At 48.3% G+C, this 15,071-nt stretch carries 14 protein-coding genes and 1 pseudogene; 5 read left to right on the plus strand and 10 right to left on the minus strand.

The annotated features are described in order from the left end of the window. Positions 1-15 precede the first annotated feature (15 nt). On the minus strand, positions 16-411 hold the full coding sequence (locus tag NXT09_RS17755; RefSeq protein ID WP_095993289.1) for a winged helix-turn-helix transcriptional regulator: 396 nt from the start codon (positions 409-411) through the stop codon (positions 16-18). A 141-nt stretch (positions 412-552) separates the two neighbouring features. Here NXT09_RS17755 and NXT09_RS17760 point away from each other — a divergent pair, with 141 nt between their 5' ends. After that, positions 553-1,404, plus strand: coding sequence for an SDR family oxidoreductase (locus NXT09_RS17760; RefSeq protein ID WP_268580739.1), 852 nt, complete (start codon positions 553-555; stop codon positions 1,402-1,404). Positions 1,405-1,497: 93 nt separating this feature from the next. On the opposite strand, the gene NXT09_RS17765 is transcribed toward NXT09_RS17760, so the two are convergent. Continuing rightward, positions 1,498-2,382 (minus strand): LysR family transcriptional regulator, encoded by an 885-nt coding sequence (locus NXT09_RS17765; protein WP_205549507.1) that lies wholly within the window; start codon positions 2,380-2,382, stop codon positions 1,498-1,500. Positions 2,383-2,594: 212 nt separating this feature from the next. Between NXT09_RS17765 and NXT09_RS17770 the strand changes: the two genes are divergently transcribed. The 3 genes from NXT09_RS17770 to NXT09_RS17780 all read left to right on the plus strand — a co-directional run bounded on the left by NXT09_RS17770 (position 2,595) and on the right by NXT09_RS17780 (position 5,615). Further along, positions 2,595-3,731: an alpha/beta hydrolase gene (locus NXT09_RS17770; RefSeq protein WP_268580740.1), complete on the plus strand. Its 1,137-nt coding sequence runs from the start codon at positions 2,595-2,597 to the stop codon at positions 3,729-3,731. Positions 3,732-4,029: 298 nt separating this feature from the next. Continuing rightward, entirely contained in the window at positions 4,030-4,296 is a 267-nt protein-coding gene (locus NXT09_RS17775) for a helix-turn-helix domain-containing protein (RefSeq protein ID WP_268580798.1), read from the plus strand. Beyond that, complete coding sequence (locus NXT09_RS17780) at positions 4,296-5,615, plus strand: type II toxin-antitoxin system HipA family toxin (RefSeq protein ID WP_268580741.1); 1,320 nt, start codon at positions 4,296-4,298, stop codon at positions 5,613-5,615. Before NXT09_RS17775 ends, NXT09_RS17780 begins: the two co-directional genes overlap by 1 nt. A gap of 501 nt (positions 5,616-6,116) precedes the next feature. On the opposite strand, the gene NXT09_RS17785 is transcribed toward NXT09_RS17780, so the two are convergent. The 8 genes and pseudogenes from NXT09_RS17785 to rpmH all read right to left on the minus strand — a co-directional run bounded on the left by NXT09_RS17785 (position 6,117) and on the right by rpmH (position 12,986). Then, a complete protein-coding gene (locus NXT09_RS17785) occupies positions 6,117-7,052 on the minus strand; it encodes a retron St85 family RNA-directed DNA polymerase (protein WP_268580742.1) in 936 nt (311 codons plus the stop codon). After that, a complete protein-coding gene (locus NXT09_RS17790) occupies positions 7,052-8,014 on the minus strand; it encodes a retron St85 family effector protein (protein WP_268580743.1) in 963 nt (320 codons plus the stop codon). Before NXT09_RS17790 ends, NXT09_RS17785 begins: the two co-directional genes overlap by 1 nt. 325 nt (positions 8,015-8,339) lie before the next feature. Then, positions 8,340-8,840, minus strand: a pseudogene (locus tag NXT09_RS17795) (tyrosine-type recombinase/integrase); the annotation flags it as partial. A gap of 275 nt (positions 8,841-9,115) precedes the next feature. After that, positions 9,116-10,480, minus strand: a complete 1,365-nt coding sequence (mnmE, locus tag NXT09_RS17800) for a tRNA uridine-5-carboxymethylaminomethyl(34) synthesis GTPase MnmE (protein ID WP_268580744.1) — start codon at positions 10,478-10,480, stop codon at positions 9,116-9,118. A 129-nt stretch (positions 10,481-10,609) separates the two neighbouring features. Beyond that, the gene (yidC, locus tag NXT09_RS17805; RefSeq protein WP_205549516.1) at positions 10,610-12,244 is read right to left on the minus strand and encodes a membrane protein insertase YidC; all 1,635 of its coding nucleotides are present in this window, start codon (positions 12,242-12,244) and stop codon (positions 10,610-10,612) included. Between the two features lie 2 nt (positions 12,245-12,246). Continuing rightward, complete coding sequence (gene yidD / locus NXT09_RS17810) at positions 12,247-12,504, minus strand: membrane protein insertion efficiency factor YidD (protein ID WP_268580745.1); 258 nt, start codon at positions 12,502-12,504, stop codon at positions 12,247-12,249. After that, positions 12,468-12,827 carry a ribonuclease P protein component gene (gene rnpA, locus NXT09_RS17815; protein ID WP_010281235.1) on the minus strand — a complete coding sequence of 120 codons (360 nt, stop codon included), beginning with the start codon at positions 12,825-12,827 and terminating at the stop codon, positions 12,468-12,470. The genes yidD and rnpA overlap by 37 nt, the downstream gene beginning before the upstream one ends. 18 nt (positions 12,828-12,845) lie before the next feature. Continuing rightward, positions 12,846-12,986 carry a 50S ribosomal protein L34 gene (gene rpmH, locus NXT09_RS17820; protein ID WP_005976668.1) on the minus strand — a complete coding sequence of 47 codons (141 nt, stop codon included), beginning with the start codon at positions 12,984-12,986 and terminating at the stop codon, positions 12,846-12,848. A gap of 687 nt (positions 12,987-13,673) precedes the next feature. On the opposite strand from rpmH, the gene dnaA reads away from it, so the two are divergent. Continuing rightward, positions 13,674-15,071, plus strand: a complete 1,398-nt coding sequence (dnaA, locus tag NXT09_RS17825) for a chromosomal replication initiator protein DnaA (RefSeq protein WP_010281224.1) — start codon at positions 13,674-13,676, stop codon at positions 15,069-15,071.

Raw genomic sequence — 15,071 nt, forward strand, 5'->3', positions numbered from 1 at the left:
TGGATTTTTGATGGATTATTGTTCGCCTGACTGCTGTGCCGCCATAATGTCGTCCAGATTTCCTTCGACCCATATCGCCAGCTCTTTTACCCGCACACCCACCTCTTTGCCTAATGGGGTGAGGCTATACTCAACATGTGGCGGGACAACCGGATAGGCCGTTCGCAGGACAAAACCATCACTTTCCAACCATTGAAGGGTCTGCGCCAGCATGCGCTCGCTCACGCCGCCAATCCGTCGACGCAGTTGACTGAAGCGATGCGTATCATCAAGTAATGCGATCAGAATCAGTACGCCCCAACGGCTGGTGACGTGGTTAAGTATCTGGCGAGACGGACATTTCTCAGCGAAGACATTGCCGGTTGGCAGAATGGGGGGCAATAAATCGATGGGCGTTTTGGGTTGACTCACTATACTTACCTTTATGTATGTACTTACTTAAAGTTAGCTTTGCCGATATTATGCCAGCCAGTCTCTGTTAACAAAAGACAGTTAACAAAAGACAGTTAACAAAAGACGGTTAATAAAGACAGTCAATAAAAGGAGCTCGAGATGATTGCTATTACTGGTGCATCCGGCCAACTGGGCCGCTTGGTTATCGCACAACTGTTAGAGAAGGTTCCGGCGAGCGACATCGTGGCGCTGGTGCGTGATGTCAATAAAGTTGCCGATCTGTCTGCAAAAGGCGTGCAGGTGAAAGCCGCGGATTACAATCAGCCAGAAGCGCTGGCTTCCGCGCTGCAAGGTGTGGATAAGGTGCTGCTGATCTCTTCGAGCGAAGTGGGTCAGCGTGCGGTACAACACCGTAATGTCATCGATGCAGCGGTGAAAGCCGGTGTGAAACTGGTAGCGTACACCAGTCTGCTGCACGCGGATAAATCGCCTCTGGCGCTGGCGGCAGAACACCAGCAGACCGAAGCGCTTTTGAAAGCGTCTGGCTTACCGCATGTCCTGCTGCGCAACGGCTGGTATACCGAAAACTACGCGGCCAGCATCCCTGCGGCGCTGGAACACGGTGTGTTTATCGGTAGCGCAGGCGAGGGGAAAATTGCCTCAGCAACGCGCGAAGACTTCGCTGCCGCTGCGGTCGCGGTGCTGACGCAGGAAGGGCAGGCTGGCAAGGTTTACGAACTGGCTGGTGACGAGCCTTACACGCTGGCAGAACTGGCGGCGGAAGTCAGCAAACAATCTGGCAAAAATATCGGTTATCAAAACCTGTCCGAAGCGGAGTTTGCCGCCGCGCTGGTTTCAGCCGGGCTGCCTGAGGGTTTCGCGCAGATCATTGCGGATTCAGACACTGGTGCATCCAAAGGCGGGCTGTTTGATGACGGTAAGCAACTGAGCCGCCTGATCGGTCGCCCAACGACGCCGCTGTCAGCCGTCGTGAAAGCGACGCTGAAATAACACTTAAAAAGTAACGCTTAAAAATCGGCCCAGAGAGCATTCTGGGCCGATTGCTTTTAAATCAATGAGAGTTTATTGCCTGATGTCATTCACTTATATCCGCAATGTATCTACCACCATTCTCAGCGCTGGTGACACATTACGATGGGGATAATATAGGTGTAATTCGGCCATACGGTGGCTATAACGTGTCAGTACACGTATAAGCGTGCCACGCTCCAGATCTTCTCTTACCAGCTCCTCTGGAACATAGGCCAGCCCTAGTCCTTGCCTTGCCGCTGCTGCCTCCATGTAGCTATCGGAAAACACCCACTGCCCTTGTGGCCTATGTTTTATCTGATTGCCTTCCTGCCATAATTCCCACTGATAAAGGCTGCCATCAGCAAACTGATAGGCAATGCAAGGGTGCACCGCTAAATCGGCTGGCGTTTGTGGAAAGCCGTAATGGAAAAAGTGGTCTGGTGTTGCGACGACAACCATCTCCATACCAGGCGCAATGCGTACGGCAATCATGCCTTCATCGACTTCGCCACCCAACCGTACGCCCGCATCAAACCGTTCATTGATGATATCGACAAAGCGACTTTCACTAATGAGTTCCAGCCGAATATCGGGATAAAGCTGCCTGAATATCGCCAGCTTGGGCAGCAGCACCTTATCAATCGCGTGCTGGCTGGCGTTAATCCGTACGGTGCCTGAAGGAGTATCACGGAAATGAGCAAGCGTAGTCAGGCCGATATCCAGTGATTGGAAACTGGTCACCGTGGTTCGGTAAAGCTGCTCACCCGCTTGCGTCAGCGACAGCTTGCGGGTGGTCCGCGTCAGGAGTTGCACGCCCAGACGATTTTCCAGATTGCGTATTGTGCGGCTGACACCAGACTGAGCCAAACCAAGCAGGCTTGCTGCTTTGGTAAAGCTGCCTTCACGCGCAACCAGCATAAACACGTAGAGATCGTTGTAGTTTTCTCGGCCTGTCATGTTCATCCACACCCATACGTTCAGACTGGAGTTGTCTTGCTTTTGAGCGATTCACTACAAAGATTTATAACACATGAACATTAATGTTATCTAATTTATGCGTCTAATCATCACCGGTTGTTCTAACTAAAATAAATCTCATGGGTCATAAAATCACCAAGCCCATACCAAACAACCACGAATCAATACTCTGTTTTTAAAGGAAATTTATCATGAATGTCCTTCCTAAGAAGCTGACCGCCATCGCGTCTGCTTTGTTACTGAGTGTCGCGTTAACTGGAGTTTCCACTATGACGTATGCACAAGACGCCAATCCTAATCAGCCCGTTTCCATGGTGACGCAATGGGATAAGACGTTTGCTCAAAGCAATAACGTCGACCACCGTAAAGTTACCTTTCAGAACCGTTACGGTATTACCCTGGTGGGTGATCTTTATATCCCGAAAAATCGGGGCGATCGTAAACTGGCCGCCATCGCTGTGAGTGGGCCTTTTGGCGCAGTGAAAGAGCAATCAAGCGGTTTATATGCGCAAACGCTGGCCGAGCAAGGTTTTATCACGTTGGCGTTTGATCCCTCCTATACCGGTGAAAGCGGTGGCCAACCACGTAACGTTGCCTCGCCTGATATCAACACCGAAGATTTCAGTGCAGCCGTTGATTTCCTTGGCCTGCAAAAAGAGGTCGATCGCAACCGGATCGGCTTGCTGGGTATCTGCGGCTGGGGCGGCATGGCGTTAAATGCGGCAGCAGCTGATACGCGGGTGAAAGCGGTAGCCACCAGCGTGATGTACGATATGAGCCGTGCGATGGGGCATGGTGTGGGTGACGGCAAGGATCGCTATACGACCGCCGATCGCCGTGCGGTATTGCAATACCTCAACAACCAGCGCTGGAAAGATGCTGAAAGTGGCACTTTTGCTCCGGGCGGTCACGATATCTCTGTGGATAAAGACGGGAAAGTCACTGCTGGTAACCGTATATTGCCCGAAGCGTTGCCAGAAAACCCACATCCAGTACTGAAAGAGTTTTTTGACTACTACCGATTACCTCGTGGCTTCCATGAACGTTCTGTCAACTCGACAGGCGCCTGGAATGCGACGATGCCGCTGTCGTTTATGAATATGCCGCTCCTGAGCTATGCGAGCGAAATTACTATCCCGACATTGGTCGTCACCGGTGAACAAGCTCACTCGCGCTATTTTGCTGAAGATGCCTACAAATTAGTCGGCAGCAAGCGTAAAGAACTGGTAGTGATACCGGGCGCCAATCATGTGGACCTGTACGACAATCAGGCAGGCAAAATACCGTTTGATAAGTTTGAGCAATTTTTCAAAACAAGCTTGCGGTAAATACCATCGAGGGTGAGAAAGCATCAGCGCCAACAATCTCACCCTGCTATACACCGTGTAGCCTTTGGTTTTGTCGGGGCTACACGAACATAAACAAACAGGCCGAGCGGTTCATGGGATCGTTTTAACCTAGGCTCGCGGTTTGCTTATATACCCGTCACAAGGTGTGTTTCCCACTGTTCTGCTTACACGCTTTAGCCGGTAAATACATAATTAACGGCTATAGCGTGTCATTCTTGTTTTACCTGCTAAAGCGTGTAATATTTATTCTACCGTTTATAACCGGTAGGATAAGATGATGAAGATCACCAACAGCAAGCAGCTTAGCAGCTATCTGAAAGATGTCCGTATCACGCAGAAGCTTTCACAAGGGAAAGTGGCCAGTAAAGTGGGTATTCGCCAGGATACGGTATCCAGTTTCGAGCAACATCCTGATTCCACTAAGCTGGAAACCTTCTTTAAAATCCTGTCGGCATTGAATTTAGAACTTACTGTTACGCCCAGGAATGCGGACAACACCAATAACGAAGCCTCTGCTGCATCAGCCTGGAAGGAAGAATGGTAATGGCTGCGCTCGATGTTTACATGAACGGCTATCGGGTGGGGATTCTGACCAAAACGGGCAGTGGGGCACATCATTTTACCTATGATGCGAACTGGCTCGGATTGCCGGGGAGTCGCCCCATTTCGCTTTCTATGCCGCTACGTCATCAGCCCTATCAAGGCGATGAAGTTTATAACTTCTTCGACAATTTGTTGCCGGATAACCCGGATATCAGAAGACGGATTGTCGCCAGGCATCACGCGGATTCCACCCAACCGTTTGATCTGCTGGCTAAAGTGGGGCAAGACAGTGTCGGGGCGTTGCAATTAGTGCCGCAGGGTACACCTGTGCACGATATAAAAAAGATCGAATACAAAACCTTATCCGAGCAGCAGCTTGAAAACATACTGACCGGATATCTGTCCGATGCCCCGCTGGGGATGATTGACGCAGAAGACGATTTTCGTATTTCTATCGCAGGTGCACAGGAAAAGACGGCGCTGCTTTATCTGGATGATCACTGGTGCCTGCCTAGCAATGCCACACCAACTACCCACATCATCAAGCTACCGATTGGTAAAATCGAGAGTCACTCTTACTCAATTGATATGTCTGACAGCGTTGAAAATGAGTACCTGTGTTTGCTCATTGCCAAGGCATTTGGGCTGCCAGTGCCGCACTGTTTTATGATCAACGCTGGCAAGATAAAGGCGTTGGCGGTGGAGCGTTTTGATCGTAAATACGCTTCGGATGTCAGTTGGATTATGCGGCTACCACAAGAGGATTTTTGTCAGGTATTAAACGTTCCTTCCGCACTGAAATATGAGAATCATGGTGGACCGGGTATTTCCGCCATTATGTCGTTTCTATTGGGTTCGGTTGATCCAGAAAGAGATCGTTATCGCTTTATGCAGGCTCAGGTACTGTTTTGGCTATTGGCTGCAACGGATGGTCATGCGAAAAACTTTTCCCTGTTTATTGAATCTGAGGGGCGATATCGACTTACACCTTTCTATGACATTCTCTCTATGTATCCGGCGATGGGCGGACGGGGAATTGACCGTAGAGAGGCCAAACTGGCGATGGGATTAACTGGCTCAAGAGGCAAGAAATATGCGATTGAGCAGATCTTTCCCCGACATTTTTTCCAGACGGCGAAGGTCGTTGGGTTTGCCAGAGAATCGATGGAAAACATTCTGGTGGAGTTTGCCCACACCGTTGAGACCGTCATGACGACTGTTGGAAGCCAACTGCCTGTGGATTTTCCTACTCATATCAGTGAGGCAATTCTGGCCGGGTTGCAGGCCAGATCGAGACGGCTCATGAGCGGATGGGAGTAATTTCCCCGACGGGTAAGATCGGGGATGGCGAACGTTCTCAAAAGTGACGCCGCCTTATGCTGGTTCAGCAGGAAGCACGGACGAAAAGCCTTCGGCAATGCCGTCCGAATTCTCTACAGCGTTCTGCCTGTCGCTAAGCCTGCAACAGGGTAGCGATAAGGGGGACACCAGTATCGATGACTGGAGGTCAGTTTCAGACCACGCCGCGTTCCCTGGTTGACAGGGGGCTGACCGCCAAAGGTGCTCCTTACAGGTCGCAGTTCGTCCAGGAACAGAAGCTTTTAGGGGTACTGCTATGAATTAGGGATAGGGTAGATCTGGAGGAAAGGAAAAACTGTGGGAAACTGTTTTTGAGATTTGAATATTTTATTTATCTGGAAAATCAATGAGTAATGAAGGTAAAGTTATGACGTAATATTCTAAGAAAGACATCTTTCGAGTTGTTCTGGGTATGACCTACTAAAGCGCTCTTAATTATTTATAACAGTGTAGCAAAAATATTTATTTATTACTTTTATTTTGTAATTTATATAAATTGTCAGAACCATATTTAATAACCATGCTCTTATAAAAGGATGGCTCTATGTTTTTAGCAAATGCAAGCAGCCCAATTAATTTGTTGGAGTCATCAGCAGACAGTTTTCCGTTTATAAAGTGATGAATCATGGCCGAAATTTTCCTTTTTCTCTCTCTACCTATGGATAATTTATTGTCATTTGTTAGAGTTATACCAGTAACGTGACGATTATGTCCTTTTGAAGAAAAGACTGTTTTTTCATGATTAATTTTTATTTTGCCTAGCGAGTATTTCGGCAATATGCTTTCAAGCATGTCTGGTATATCAAATAAAACATCTTTTTTATTTGTTGAAAAGGTTAAGTCGTCAGCGTAGCGAGTATAGTTAACGTCTATTTTAGAGCATATTTCCTGAATTTCAATATCCCAGAAATACATAACGAAGTTTGATATTAAAGGTGAGCTTGGTGCTCCAATGCTTAATCTTAAGTTACTATTCCTCTTAGATTTGAAGAATAATATATTCTCAAGAATCACTTTATCATCTGCTGTTAATTCAATATTTGCAAGTCGCAGTTTGGAGAAAAAAAGACGTGGTGTTATGCTAGGGAAGAAATTCTCAAAATCCATTTTTAATAAATATTTTGTATGAAGATGAATTTGAGCATTGTTCTTAATACTACTACCCTTTTTGTATGCAAATGCACATGCATGAATAGGTAATTTGTCTGATAAATACTCAGTGATTACGCGCTGTATGAATTTTAGCTCTTTCGACGGATGTGCAATAGTTCTCTTTTTGTCTGAGTTTCTCTTTGAAATTCTATATATTTTGTAGCGATAGGGCGCTGTCAATGAAAAGGAAATAATTTCACTTTTCTTGGTTAGTAGTAAGTCTGAAATATGCTGCAATATATCCATTATTGATTCTCCTCAGCAGTTTCTTTTTTTGTTATTATTTGACGTAGTGCCGTAATTCTTCGCTTTGATAATGGATCAGTTAATGTTACGAATGATTGTCTAAATTTCATAAATAATTGTTGATTATCTATGAGTTTATTATCTTTAGTTTTACCAAATTTTACCCATTTACGCTCTTTTAATGGAAAATAATATTTGTTTGAACTATATGATAAAACGTCTATGAAACCAACTTTTTGGAGTAAATAAATTGATCTGCTAATGATTTTCGTTGAGATGTTAATCCCCAATGAATTTAGGGCTGATTCTATTTCACTAAGTTGTATTGGGAAGCAAAGAGATATAATTTCAGTAATTAGAAGAGCTAGGTGTCCAGAGTTTTCCCTGCTGAATTGTTCTGTTTTTGGTATTGATGATAGCTTTTCTTTGATATTTATACATAAATCATCAAGAAAATCGTCGTCATATTTTAAAACTTCTGGATCAGGCCAGGGGTAAATTACAACAGAGGATGAAACTTTCTTCTTAATATACTCAAGTGGGCCTAAATAAATGAATGAATCCTCACCGGAAACTTCTTCCTCTGAAGCAACAATTAGTATTTTTTTAAACAGATCTGATTTATTGCAAAATATACCTAACTCAACTAATGATCCTGGACTTTCTAAAAAAATGATGATAAGAGATGAAATACTGGCTATATCGTCTTCAAACACCAGAAGGTCCGGATAGGCATTCTCTTTGAAATAATCTTTGAATGTTTCAGCGAGAATGAAATGTTCGTGAAGTTCAGGGACATGCTTTGCTGTGTAAGTAAGTAATCTGTCTCTAAAGCTGGGCGGAATGGGTTCACGCGCATCAACTTTGCCACCACATACGAAAAGGAGACGATGAGATATATCAACATTGAAGTTACTTATGTCTAACAATTCAAATTGTTTTTTTATAGTTTTTTCAAACATTGATTTAAAACTTACGTATTGTGGTTTGTGTTCCGTTGATGAAAAAAAACGAGCAATTTTGCTTTGCTCGTTTTTTTACTCTTTACTAGAGGAGGCGCTAGAAAGTTTTCTACCGATCCTAGAGACTTCTAGGATCGGTAGAAAACTTTCTAGCGCAACCCTAAAAGTACTCAATAAGTTAGTGTCTGGCGGAACGCTCGACAAGGCTATAAATCAAAGCCTAACGCTAAAGAGTAATGTTATTATGGGTGAGAAGTGAATCTTTTTCAACCAGTTAGATAGCATATTGTTATAAGACGTCGTTTTGCTTTATTTTCTATATTATTCAGTTTGTTACACTGTAATTCTTCCCAGGCTTCCCGATGATCACCTTCTTTCCAGCCTCGATCTGAGTATCAACAAAATCTGCCCACGGTTGAAGCATCTCCCGGCGCTGATTCAGGTACTCTGCATAGTTGTAAACGCCGCGAACGCCACCGATCTTATGTGCCAGACATTTCTCCACCCAATCCGAGCTATAACCCTGTTCATGTAGTAGCGTGCTGGCAGTATGCCGGAAATCATGAATAACAAAATCTCTGCCGTTCAGATCCAGCGTACACACTACGCAGTTAAGTGTTGTTTTGGAGATTGGGCATCGGTAGTCGTTACAGCTGCTGGGGAAGGAGTATGGAGAATCTCCGGCCAGAAATTTTAGCTCTTCGAACATCACTAGCGTCTGCTTTGACAGCGGAATTATATGTGGATTATCCATCTTCATGCTTTCGCCGGGAGTACGCCATTCCAGCGCATTGAAGTTTACTTCACTCCACTTTGCCTCAATCAACACTTTTCTTCCCTTTGGAAGTATCTCAATCATCAGGCTATCTCTATCAGCTATTTACCAAGGATGATCTTTTGGAACTAATGAACGGAGTTTTGTATCTGAAAGGACATTTTTCACCTCTTTGCTGTGCCTATGAGGTGTGATTTTTTAGCTATGGGCACAATTCAGGACACAAAATCGCAGATGTCCACGAATGACTACAGACAATAAAGACCAGCATTAATAGCTAGTTAATGCTGGTTAGTGGGCGTTCACGGACTACGCTGGACGCAATTTTACTTCCCAATACAAAAACTCGAGAAAATACGGCCTAGCAGGTCGTCAGAGGTGAACTCGCCGGTGATTTCACTCAGGGACTGCTGCGCCAGCCGCAGTTCTTCTGCCAGCAGTTCGCCCGCGTAGGCGCTCACCAGCTGCTCTTTCCCCTGAATCAAGTGCTGTGCAGCCAGTTCGAGTGCTTGCAGATGACGACGTCGAGCCAGGAAGCCGCCTTCTGTATTACTGGTGAATCCCATGCTCTGCTTAAGGTGGTCGCGCAGCGTATCGATGCCTTCACCCGTACGGGCGGACAGTCGGATAAGTGAGTGAGTATTCACATCTTTGATGCCGAGCGTTTCGCCAGTTACGTCAGCTTTATTGCGTACTACGGTAATCGGTAGCGTTTTTGGCAGGCGCGCCATAAATTCTGGCCAGATTTGCTCAGGCTCAGTCGCCTGCGTGGTGGTGCCGTCTACCATGAACAGCACGCGATCGGCCTGTTCGATTTCCTGCCAGGCGCGCTCAATACCAATGCGTTCGACTTCGTCGCTGGCATCGCGCAGCCCGGCGGTGTCGATGATATGCAGCGGCATACCGTCGATATGGATGTGCTCGCGTAATACGTCGCGTGTCGTTCCCGCGATATCCGTCACAATGGCGGCTTCACGACCGGCTAACGCATTGAGTAAGCTGGATTTACCGGCATTAGGACGACCCGCAATCACGACCTTCATCCCTTCCCGCAGCAGGCTACCCTGATGCGCTTCAGCTCTGACGGCATCCAGATCGGCCATCACGCCATTGAGTTGTGCTTCAATTTTGCCATCGGAGAGAAAGTCGATCTCTTCATCTGGAAAGTCGATGGCAGCTTCGACGTAGATTCGCAGGTGAGTAAGTGCTTCCACTAACTGGTTTATACGGGTCGAAAATACGCCTTGCAGAGAATTTAGCGCTGAGCGAGCGGCCTGTTCCGAGCTAGCGTCAATCAGGTCGGCAATGGCTTCCGCCTGCGCGAGATCGAGTTTGTCGTTCAGGAAGGCACGTTCAGAGAATTCGCCGGGACGCGCAATCCGCACGTTAGACAGCGTCAGGATACGTTGCAGGAGCAAATCAAGAATAACCGGACCGCCGTGACCCTGAAGCTCCAGCACGTCTTCACCGGTAAAGGAGTTCGGGCCGGGAAACCAGAGGGCAATACCCTGATCGAGCGTGGTGCCGTTGGCATCACGGAACGGCAGGTAATCGGCGTGGCGCGGCTTGGGGAGCTTACCCAGAACGGCATGCGCCACGCCTGCGGCCGCCTGTCCTGAAATGCGTAAAATACCCACGCCTCCGCGTCCCGGTGGCGTGGCTTGGGCGACGATGGTGTCGGTATTACTCATGATGTTCTCTCTGCATTGATGCCTGTCTGGCAGGCTATTTTACGTATCGTTGGCTGATAAAACAGCCATTAAAAAAATAAGGCGGTCAATGACCGCCTTACGCTTTCTATCGGTTAGCTATCAACCGGATTACTTTTTCTCGCGGCTATGCAAGCCACGTTTTTCCAGACCGCGGTAGATCAACTGCTGCTGGAGAATGGTAACCAGGTTGCTGACGATGTAGTACATAACCAGACCTGACGGGAACCACAGGAAGAAGACCGTAAAGATGACCGGCATGTAGGTCATGATCTTCTGCTGCATTGGGTCGGTCACGGTGGTTGGCGACATCTTCTGGATGAAGAACATCGTCACGCCCATCAGGATCGGCAGAATGTAGTACGGGTCTTGTGCAGACAGGTCATGAATCCACAGAGCGAACGGTGCGTGACGCAGTTCAACGGAGCCCATCAGCATGTAATACAGTGCCAGGAAGATTGGCATCTGAATCAGCAGCGGGAAGCAGCCGCCCAGCGGGTTCACTTTCTCTGACTTGTACAGCGCCATCATTTCCTGACTCATGCGCTGTTTGTCATCACCAATACGCTCACGCATCGCCTGCAGTTTAGGCTGCAGCAAGCGCATTTTCGCCATAGAGGTGTATTGCGCTTTCGTCAGCGGGTACATGATACCGCGCACGATAAAGGTAATGGCAATGATGGAGAAGCCCCAGTTGCCGATAAAGCTGTGCAGGAATTTCAGCAGCTTAAACAGCGGCTGAGAAATAAACCACAGCCAGCCGTAATCTACAGTCAGATCCAGATGCGGTGCGACAGCAGCCATCTTGTCCTGAATTTCCGGGCCAACCCACAGGGTGGTCTTCAGATCCTGCTGGCTACCTGCGGCAACCACAACCGGAGCGGATTTGAAGCCAATAGCAGCCTGACCGTTACCCAGCTTGCTGGTATAGAAGGTGTTAGCACCTGCCGTCGTTGGGATCCACGCGGTTGCGAAGTACTGTTGCAGCATCGCCACCCAGCCACCGTTGGTGGTGACATTCAGGTTTTCGTCCATGTCGCTGAAGCTGTACTTTTTGTACTTGTCTTCACTGGAAGAGAACGCTGCGCCACGATAAGTATGCAGTGCAAAGTTGCTGCTGCCGGTATCGCGGTGCTTAGGTAATTCGATAGATTGCTTTAACTGACCGAACAACGTGAGTTCCAGAGGCTGAGCGCTGGTATTGTTGACGCTATAGTCAACGTTCAGTGCATAGTCGCCACGTTTCAGAACGAACGTTTTGGTGTAGGTTACGCCGTCAGCCCCGGTGTACGTCATCGGGATGCGCAGTTCGTTCTGACCTTCTGCCAGTTCGAAGCTATCTTGCGTGGTGGTAAACAGCGGACGCGGTCCGTTAGCCGGGTTGTCTGGGCCGTTTTTGCCAGTCAAACCGCTCTGAGCCTGATAGACAAACTCGGATGTGGTTTCCAGCAGATGGAAAGGTTTATCTGAACCCAATGTGTCCGGGTAAGCCAGCAGATGCGCTTGCTCGATGTCACCGCCACGCGTGTTGATTGTCAGCGACAGCACATCGGTTTTCACCGTGATCAGTTTGCCTTGACCGCTGGCTGGTACGCCCTGGTTGGTAGCATCACCGGTCACTGCGTTCGTCGCCTGCTGTATGGCCTGCGTGGTTGCTGGCGGATTTTTATCCGTCTCCCAAGCCTGCCAAAGCATAAAGGTTACGAATAGCAGAGCGATGAGAAGAAGATTGCGTTGCGAATCCATCGTTAATGTTCTCTGTTATTGTCGGTTTTTGGCGGTACGGGATCATCACCACCAGGGTTCAAAGGATGGCATTTTAATACGCGTTTAAGCGTCAACCAACAGCCTTTTATCATGCCGAACCTGCGTATTGCTTCAACACCGTATTGCGAGCACGTTGGCCGGAACCGACAATGCGGTCCGAGCAACGGGCTGATCACGAGTTGATAACCGCGTATCAACCCGATCAGGAGTCGGGAGCCAAACGACAATGCCGACGCCATAGTTTTTCCAATGCTTCCGTCAAGGTACGGTTATCCAGTTCAGACACCCCTTTCTTCACCAGCACCACAAAGTCCATTGAAGGCAATGAATGTTGGTGTAGGCGAAAGCTTTCGCGCGTCAGGCGTTTAATCCGATTGCGTTCATGAGCACGTTTTACATGCTTTTTGGCGACGGTAAGACCGATGCGGGGATGCCCCAGCGAGTTCAGGCGGCCGAGAATGGTGATGTGCGGCGTGCCAGCCCGTTGCGGTTGCTGGAAGACGAAAGTGAAATGACTGGGAGTTAACAAACGTAACTCCCTGGGAAATGCTAGCTTAACCACTCGGTGGGTTAGCTTTTATTACTTAGAAACAGACAGACGAGTACGGCCTTTCGCACGACGGCGGGCCAGAACTTGACGACCATTTTTGGTGGCCATACGAGCACGGAAACCATGGCTACGGTTACGCTTCAGTACGGACGGTTGGAAAGTGCGTTTCATGGCGATTTCTACCTAAACTTGGAAAATTATAACTTCACAGTAAACGCGTTTGGCTGTTCGGCGTGAAAAAATGACCGACGCCTCAATCGCATATCACAGCTATATAACGGAAAGAGGCAGGATTGTAATAATTGTACAGTCCTGAGTCAATTAACATCACACTTAACACGCCAGCCATTCCGATTATTTTTGGAATTTCTGCCTGCCAGAGCACAGAAAAGGCGTAGACGCGCGGGCAGGGAATTATACGGACTCTGCTGCAAAGCGCAAGGATCCTCCAACGATCTGTCCGACAAGATCATGATCGATGTCACCGTAACGATCGTGTCTCCGGGGGTATGCTTGGGGGCGCTTCATCGCGGGCGGATAAAATGTGTGCTAGCCGCCCCTCTGCCGTGTTGCGGGTGGTCGCGATAAGAATAGCCTGTGGATAAAAAGGATCGAAACTGTGCAGAAGGGGAAGATCTCTTCGGCGGATTAGGTTATGATCCGCGGTTCCGTTAGCGATCCTTTTGACGGGATCGTCGGAGTAAACCGCCGCGCTACGTGGTGTGTCTGCTGTCCGTATTGTGAATGAAACAATCAATCAAACAATCGTGGATGACGCAGGCGCCAAAAAATCATGAGTCACATAAATAACGTCTTATTCTTTTCTTTTTGATCGTTCTTGTTCGAGTGGAGTCCGCCGTGTCACTTTCGCTTTGGCAGCAGTGTCTTGCCCGTTTGCAGGATGAGTTACCTGCCACAGAATTCAGTATGTGGATACGCCCGTTGCAGGCGGAGCTGAGTGATAACACTCTGGCGCTCTACGCCCCCAATCGCTTTGTGCTGGATTGGGTTCGTGATAAATACCTAAATAATATCAATGTCCTGCTGAATGATTTCTGCGGGATGGATGCCCCTTTACTGCGTTTCGAGGTGGGGAGCAAACCGTTGGTTCAGGCCGTCAGCCAGCCTGCGCAGTCGCACCACAATCCTGTCAGCGTTGCGCGGCAACAGCCGGTGCGTTCGGCACCGGTACGGCCAAGCTGGGATAACTCGCCTGTACAGGCAGAGCATACCTACCGTTCGAATGTGAACCCCAAGCATACGTTTGATAACTTCGTTGAAGGTAAATCGAACCAGTTAGCCCGCGCAGCGGCGCGTCAGGTGGCTGATAACCCCGGCGGCGCGTATAACCCGCTGTTTCTGTATGGTGGCACCGGCTTGGGTAAAACACACTTATTGCACGCGGTGGGGAATGGCATCATTGCCCGCAAACCCAATGCGAAAGTGGTTTACATGCACTCCGAGCGTTTCGTGCAGGATATGGTTAAAGCGTTGCAGAACAATGCGATTGAGGAATTCAAACGCTACTACCGCTCTGTTGATGCGCTGCTGATCGATGATATCCAATTCTTTGCTAATAAAGAGCGTTCGCAGGAAGAGTTCTTTCATACCTTTAATGCGTTGCTGGAAGGCAACCAGCAAATCATCCTGACGTCTGACCGCTACCCGAAAGAGATCAACGGCGTGGAAGATCGCCTGAAATCCCGCTTTGGTTGGGGATTAACGGTCGCGATTGAACCGCCAGAGCTGGAAACCCGCGTGGCGATTCTGATGAAGAAAGCGGATGAAAATGACATCCGTCTGCCTGGTGAGGTGGCGTTCTTTATTGCGAAACGCCTGCGTTCTAACGTGCGTGAGTTGGAAGGCGCACTGAACCGCGTTATCGCGAATGCCAATTTTACTGGCCGCTCGATCACCATTGATTTTGTGCGTGAAGCGCTGCGCGATCTGCTGGCGTTGCAGGAAAAACTGGTTACTATCGACAATATTCAAAAGACCGTGGCGGAATACTATAAAATCAAGGTAGCCGACCTGCTGTCTAAACGTCGTTCCCGCTCGGTGGCGCGTCCGCGCCAGATGGCGATGGCGTTGGCGAAAGAACTGACGAATCACAGCCTGCCGGAAATCGGCGATGCCTTTGGCGGGCGTGACCATACGACGGTGTTGCATGCCTGCCGCAAGATTGAGCAGTTGCGTGAAGAAAGCCACGACATCAAAGAAGATTTTTCCAATTTAATCAGAACTCTATCGTCATAA

It is taken from the genome of Pectobacterium jejuense, from assembly GCF_026800125.1.
Lineage (GTDB): Bacteria > Pseudomonadota > Gammaproteobacteria > Enterobacterales > Enterobacteriaceae > Pectobacterium > Pectobacterium jejuense.

Excerpts from the sequence above, each read along its gene's own strand:
- NXT09_RS17760 (WP_268580739.1), top strand. The coding sequence starts at position 553 with ATGATTGCTATTACTGGTGCATCCGGCCAACTGGGCCGCTTGGTTATC.
- NXT09_RS17765 (WP_205549507.1), bottom strand. The coding sequence starts at position 2,382 with ATGACAGGCCGAGAAAACTACAACGATCTCTACGTGTTTATGCTGGTT.
- NXT09_RS17770 (WP_268580740.1), top strand. The coding sequence starts at position 2,595 with ATGAATGTCCTTCCTAAGAAGCTGACCGCCATCGCGTCTGCTTTGTTA.
- NXT09_RS17775 (WP_268580798.1), top strand. The coding sequence starts at position 4,030 with ATGAAGATCACCAACAGCAAGCAGCTTAGCAGCTATCTGAAAGATGTC.
- NXT09_RS17780 (WP_268580741.1), top strand. The coding sequence starts at position 4,296 with ATGGCTGCGCTCGATGTTTACATGAACGGCTATCGGGTGGGGATTCTG.
- NXT09_RS17785 (WP_268580742.1), bottom strand. The coding sequence starts at position 7,052 with ATGGATATATTGCAGCATATTTCAGACTTACTACTAACCAAGAAAAGT.
- NXT09_RS17790 (WP_268580743.1), bottom strand. The coding sequence starts at position 8,014 with ATGTTTGAAAAAACTATAAAAAAACAATTTGAATTGTTAGACATAAGT.
- mnmE (WP_268580744.1), bottom strand. The coding sequence starts at position 10,480 with ATGAGTAATACCGACACCATCGTCGCCCAAGCCACGCCACCGGGACGC.
- yidC (WP_205549516.1), bottom strand. The coding sequence starts at position 12,244 with ATGGATTCGCAACGCAATCTTCTTCTCATCGCTCTGCTATTCGTAACC.
- yidD (WP_268580745.1), bottom strand. The coding sequence starts at position 12,504 with ATGGCGTCGGCATTGTCGTTTGGCTCCCGACTCCTGATCGGGTTGATA.
- rpmH (WP_005976668.1), bottom strand. The coding sequence starts at position 12,986 with ATGAAACGCACTTTCCAACCGTCCGTACTGAAGCGTAACCGTAGCCAT.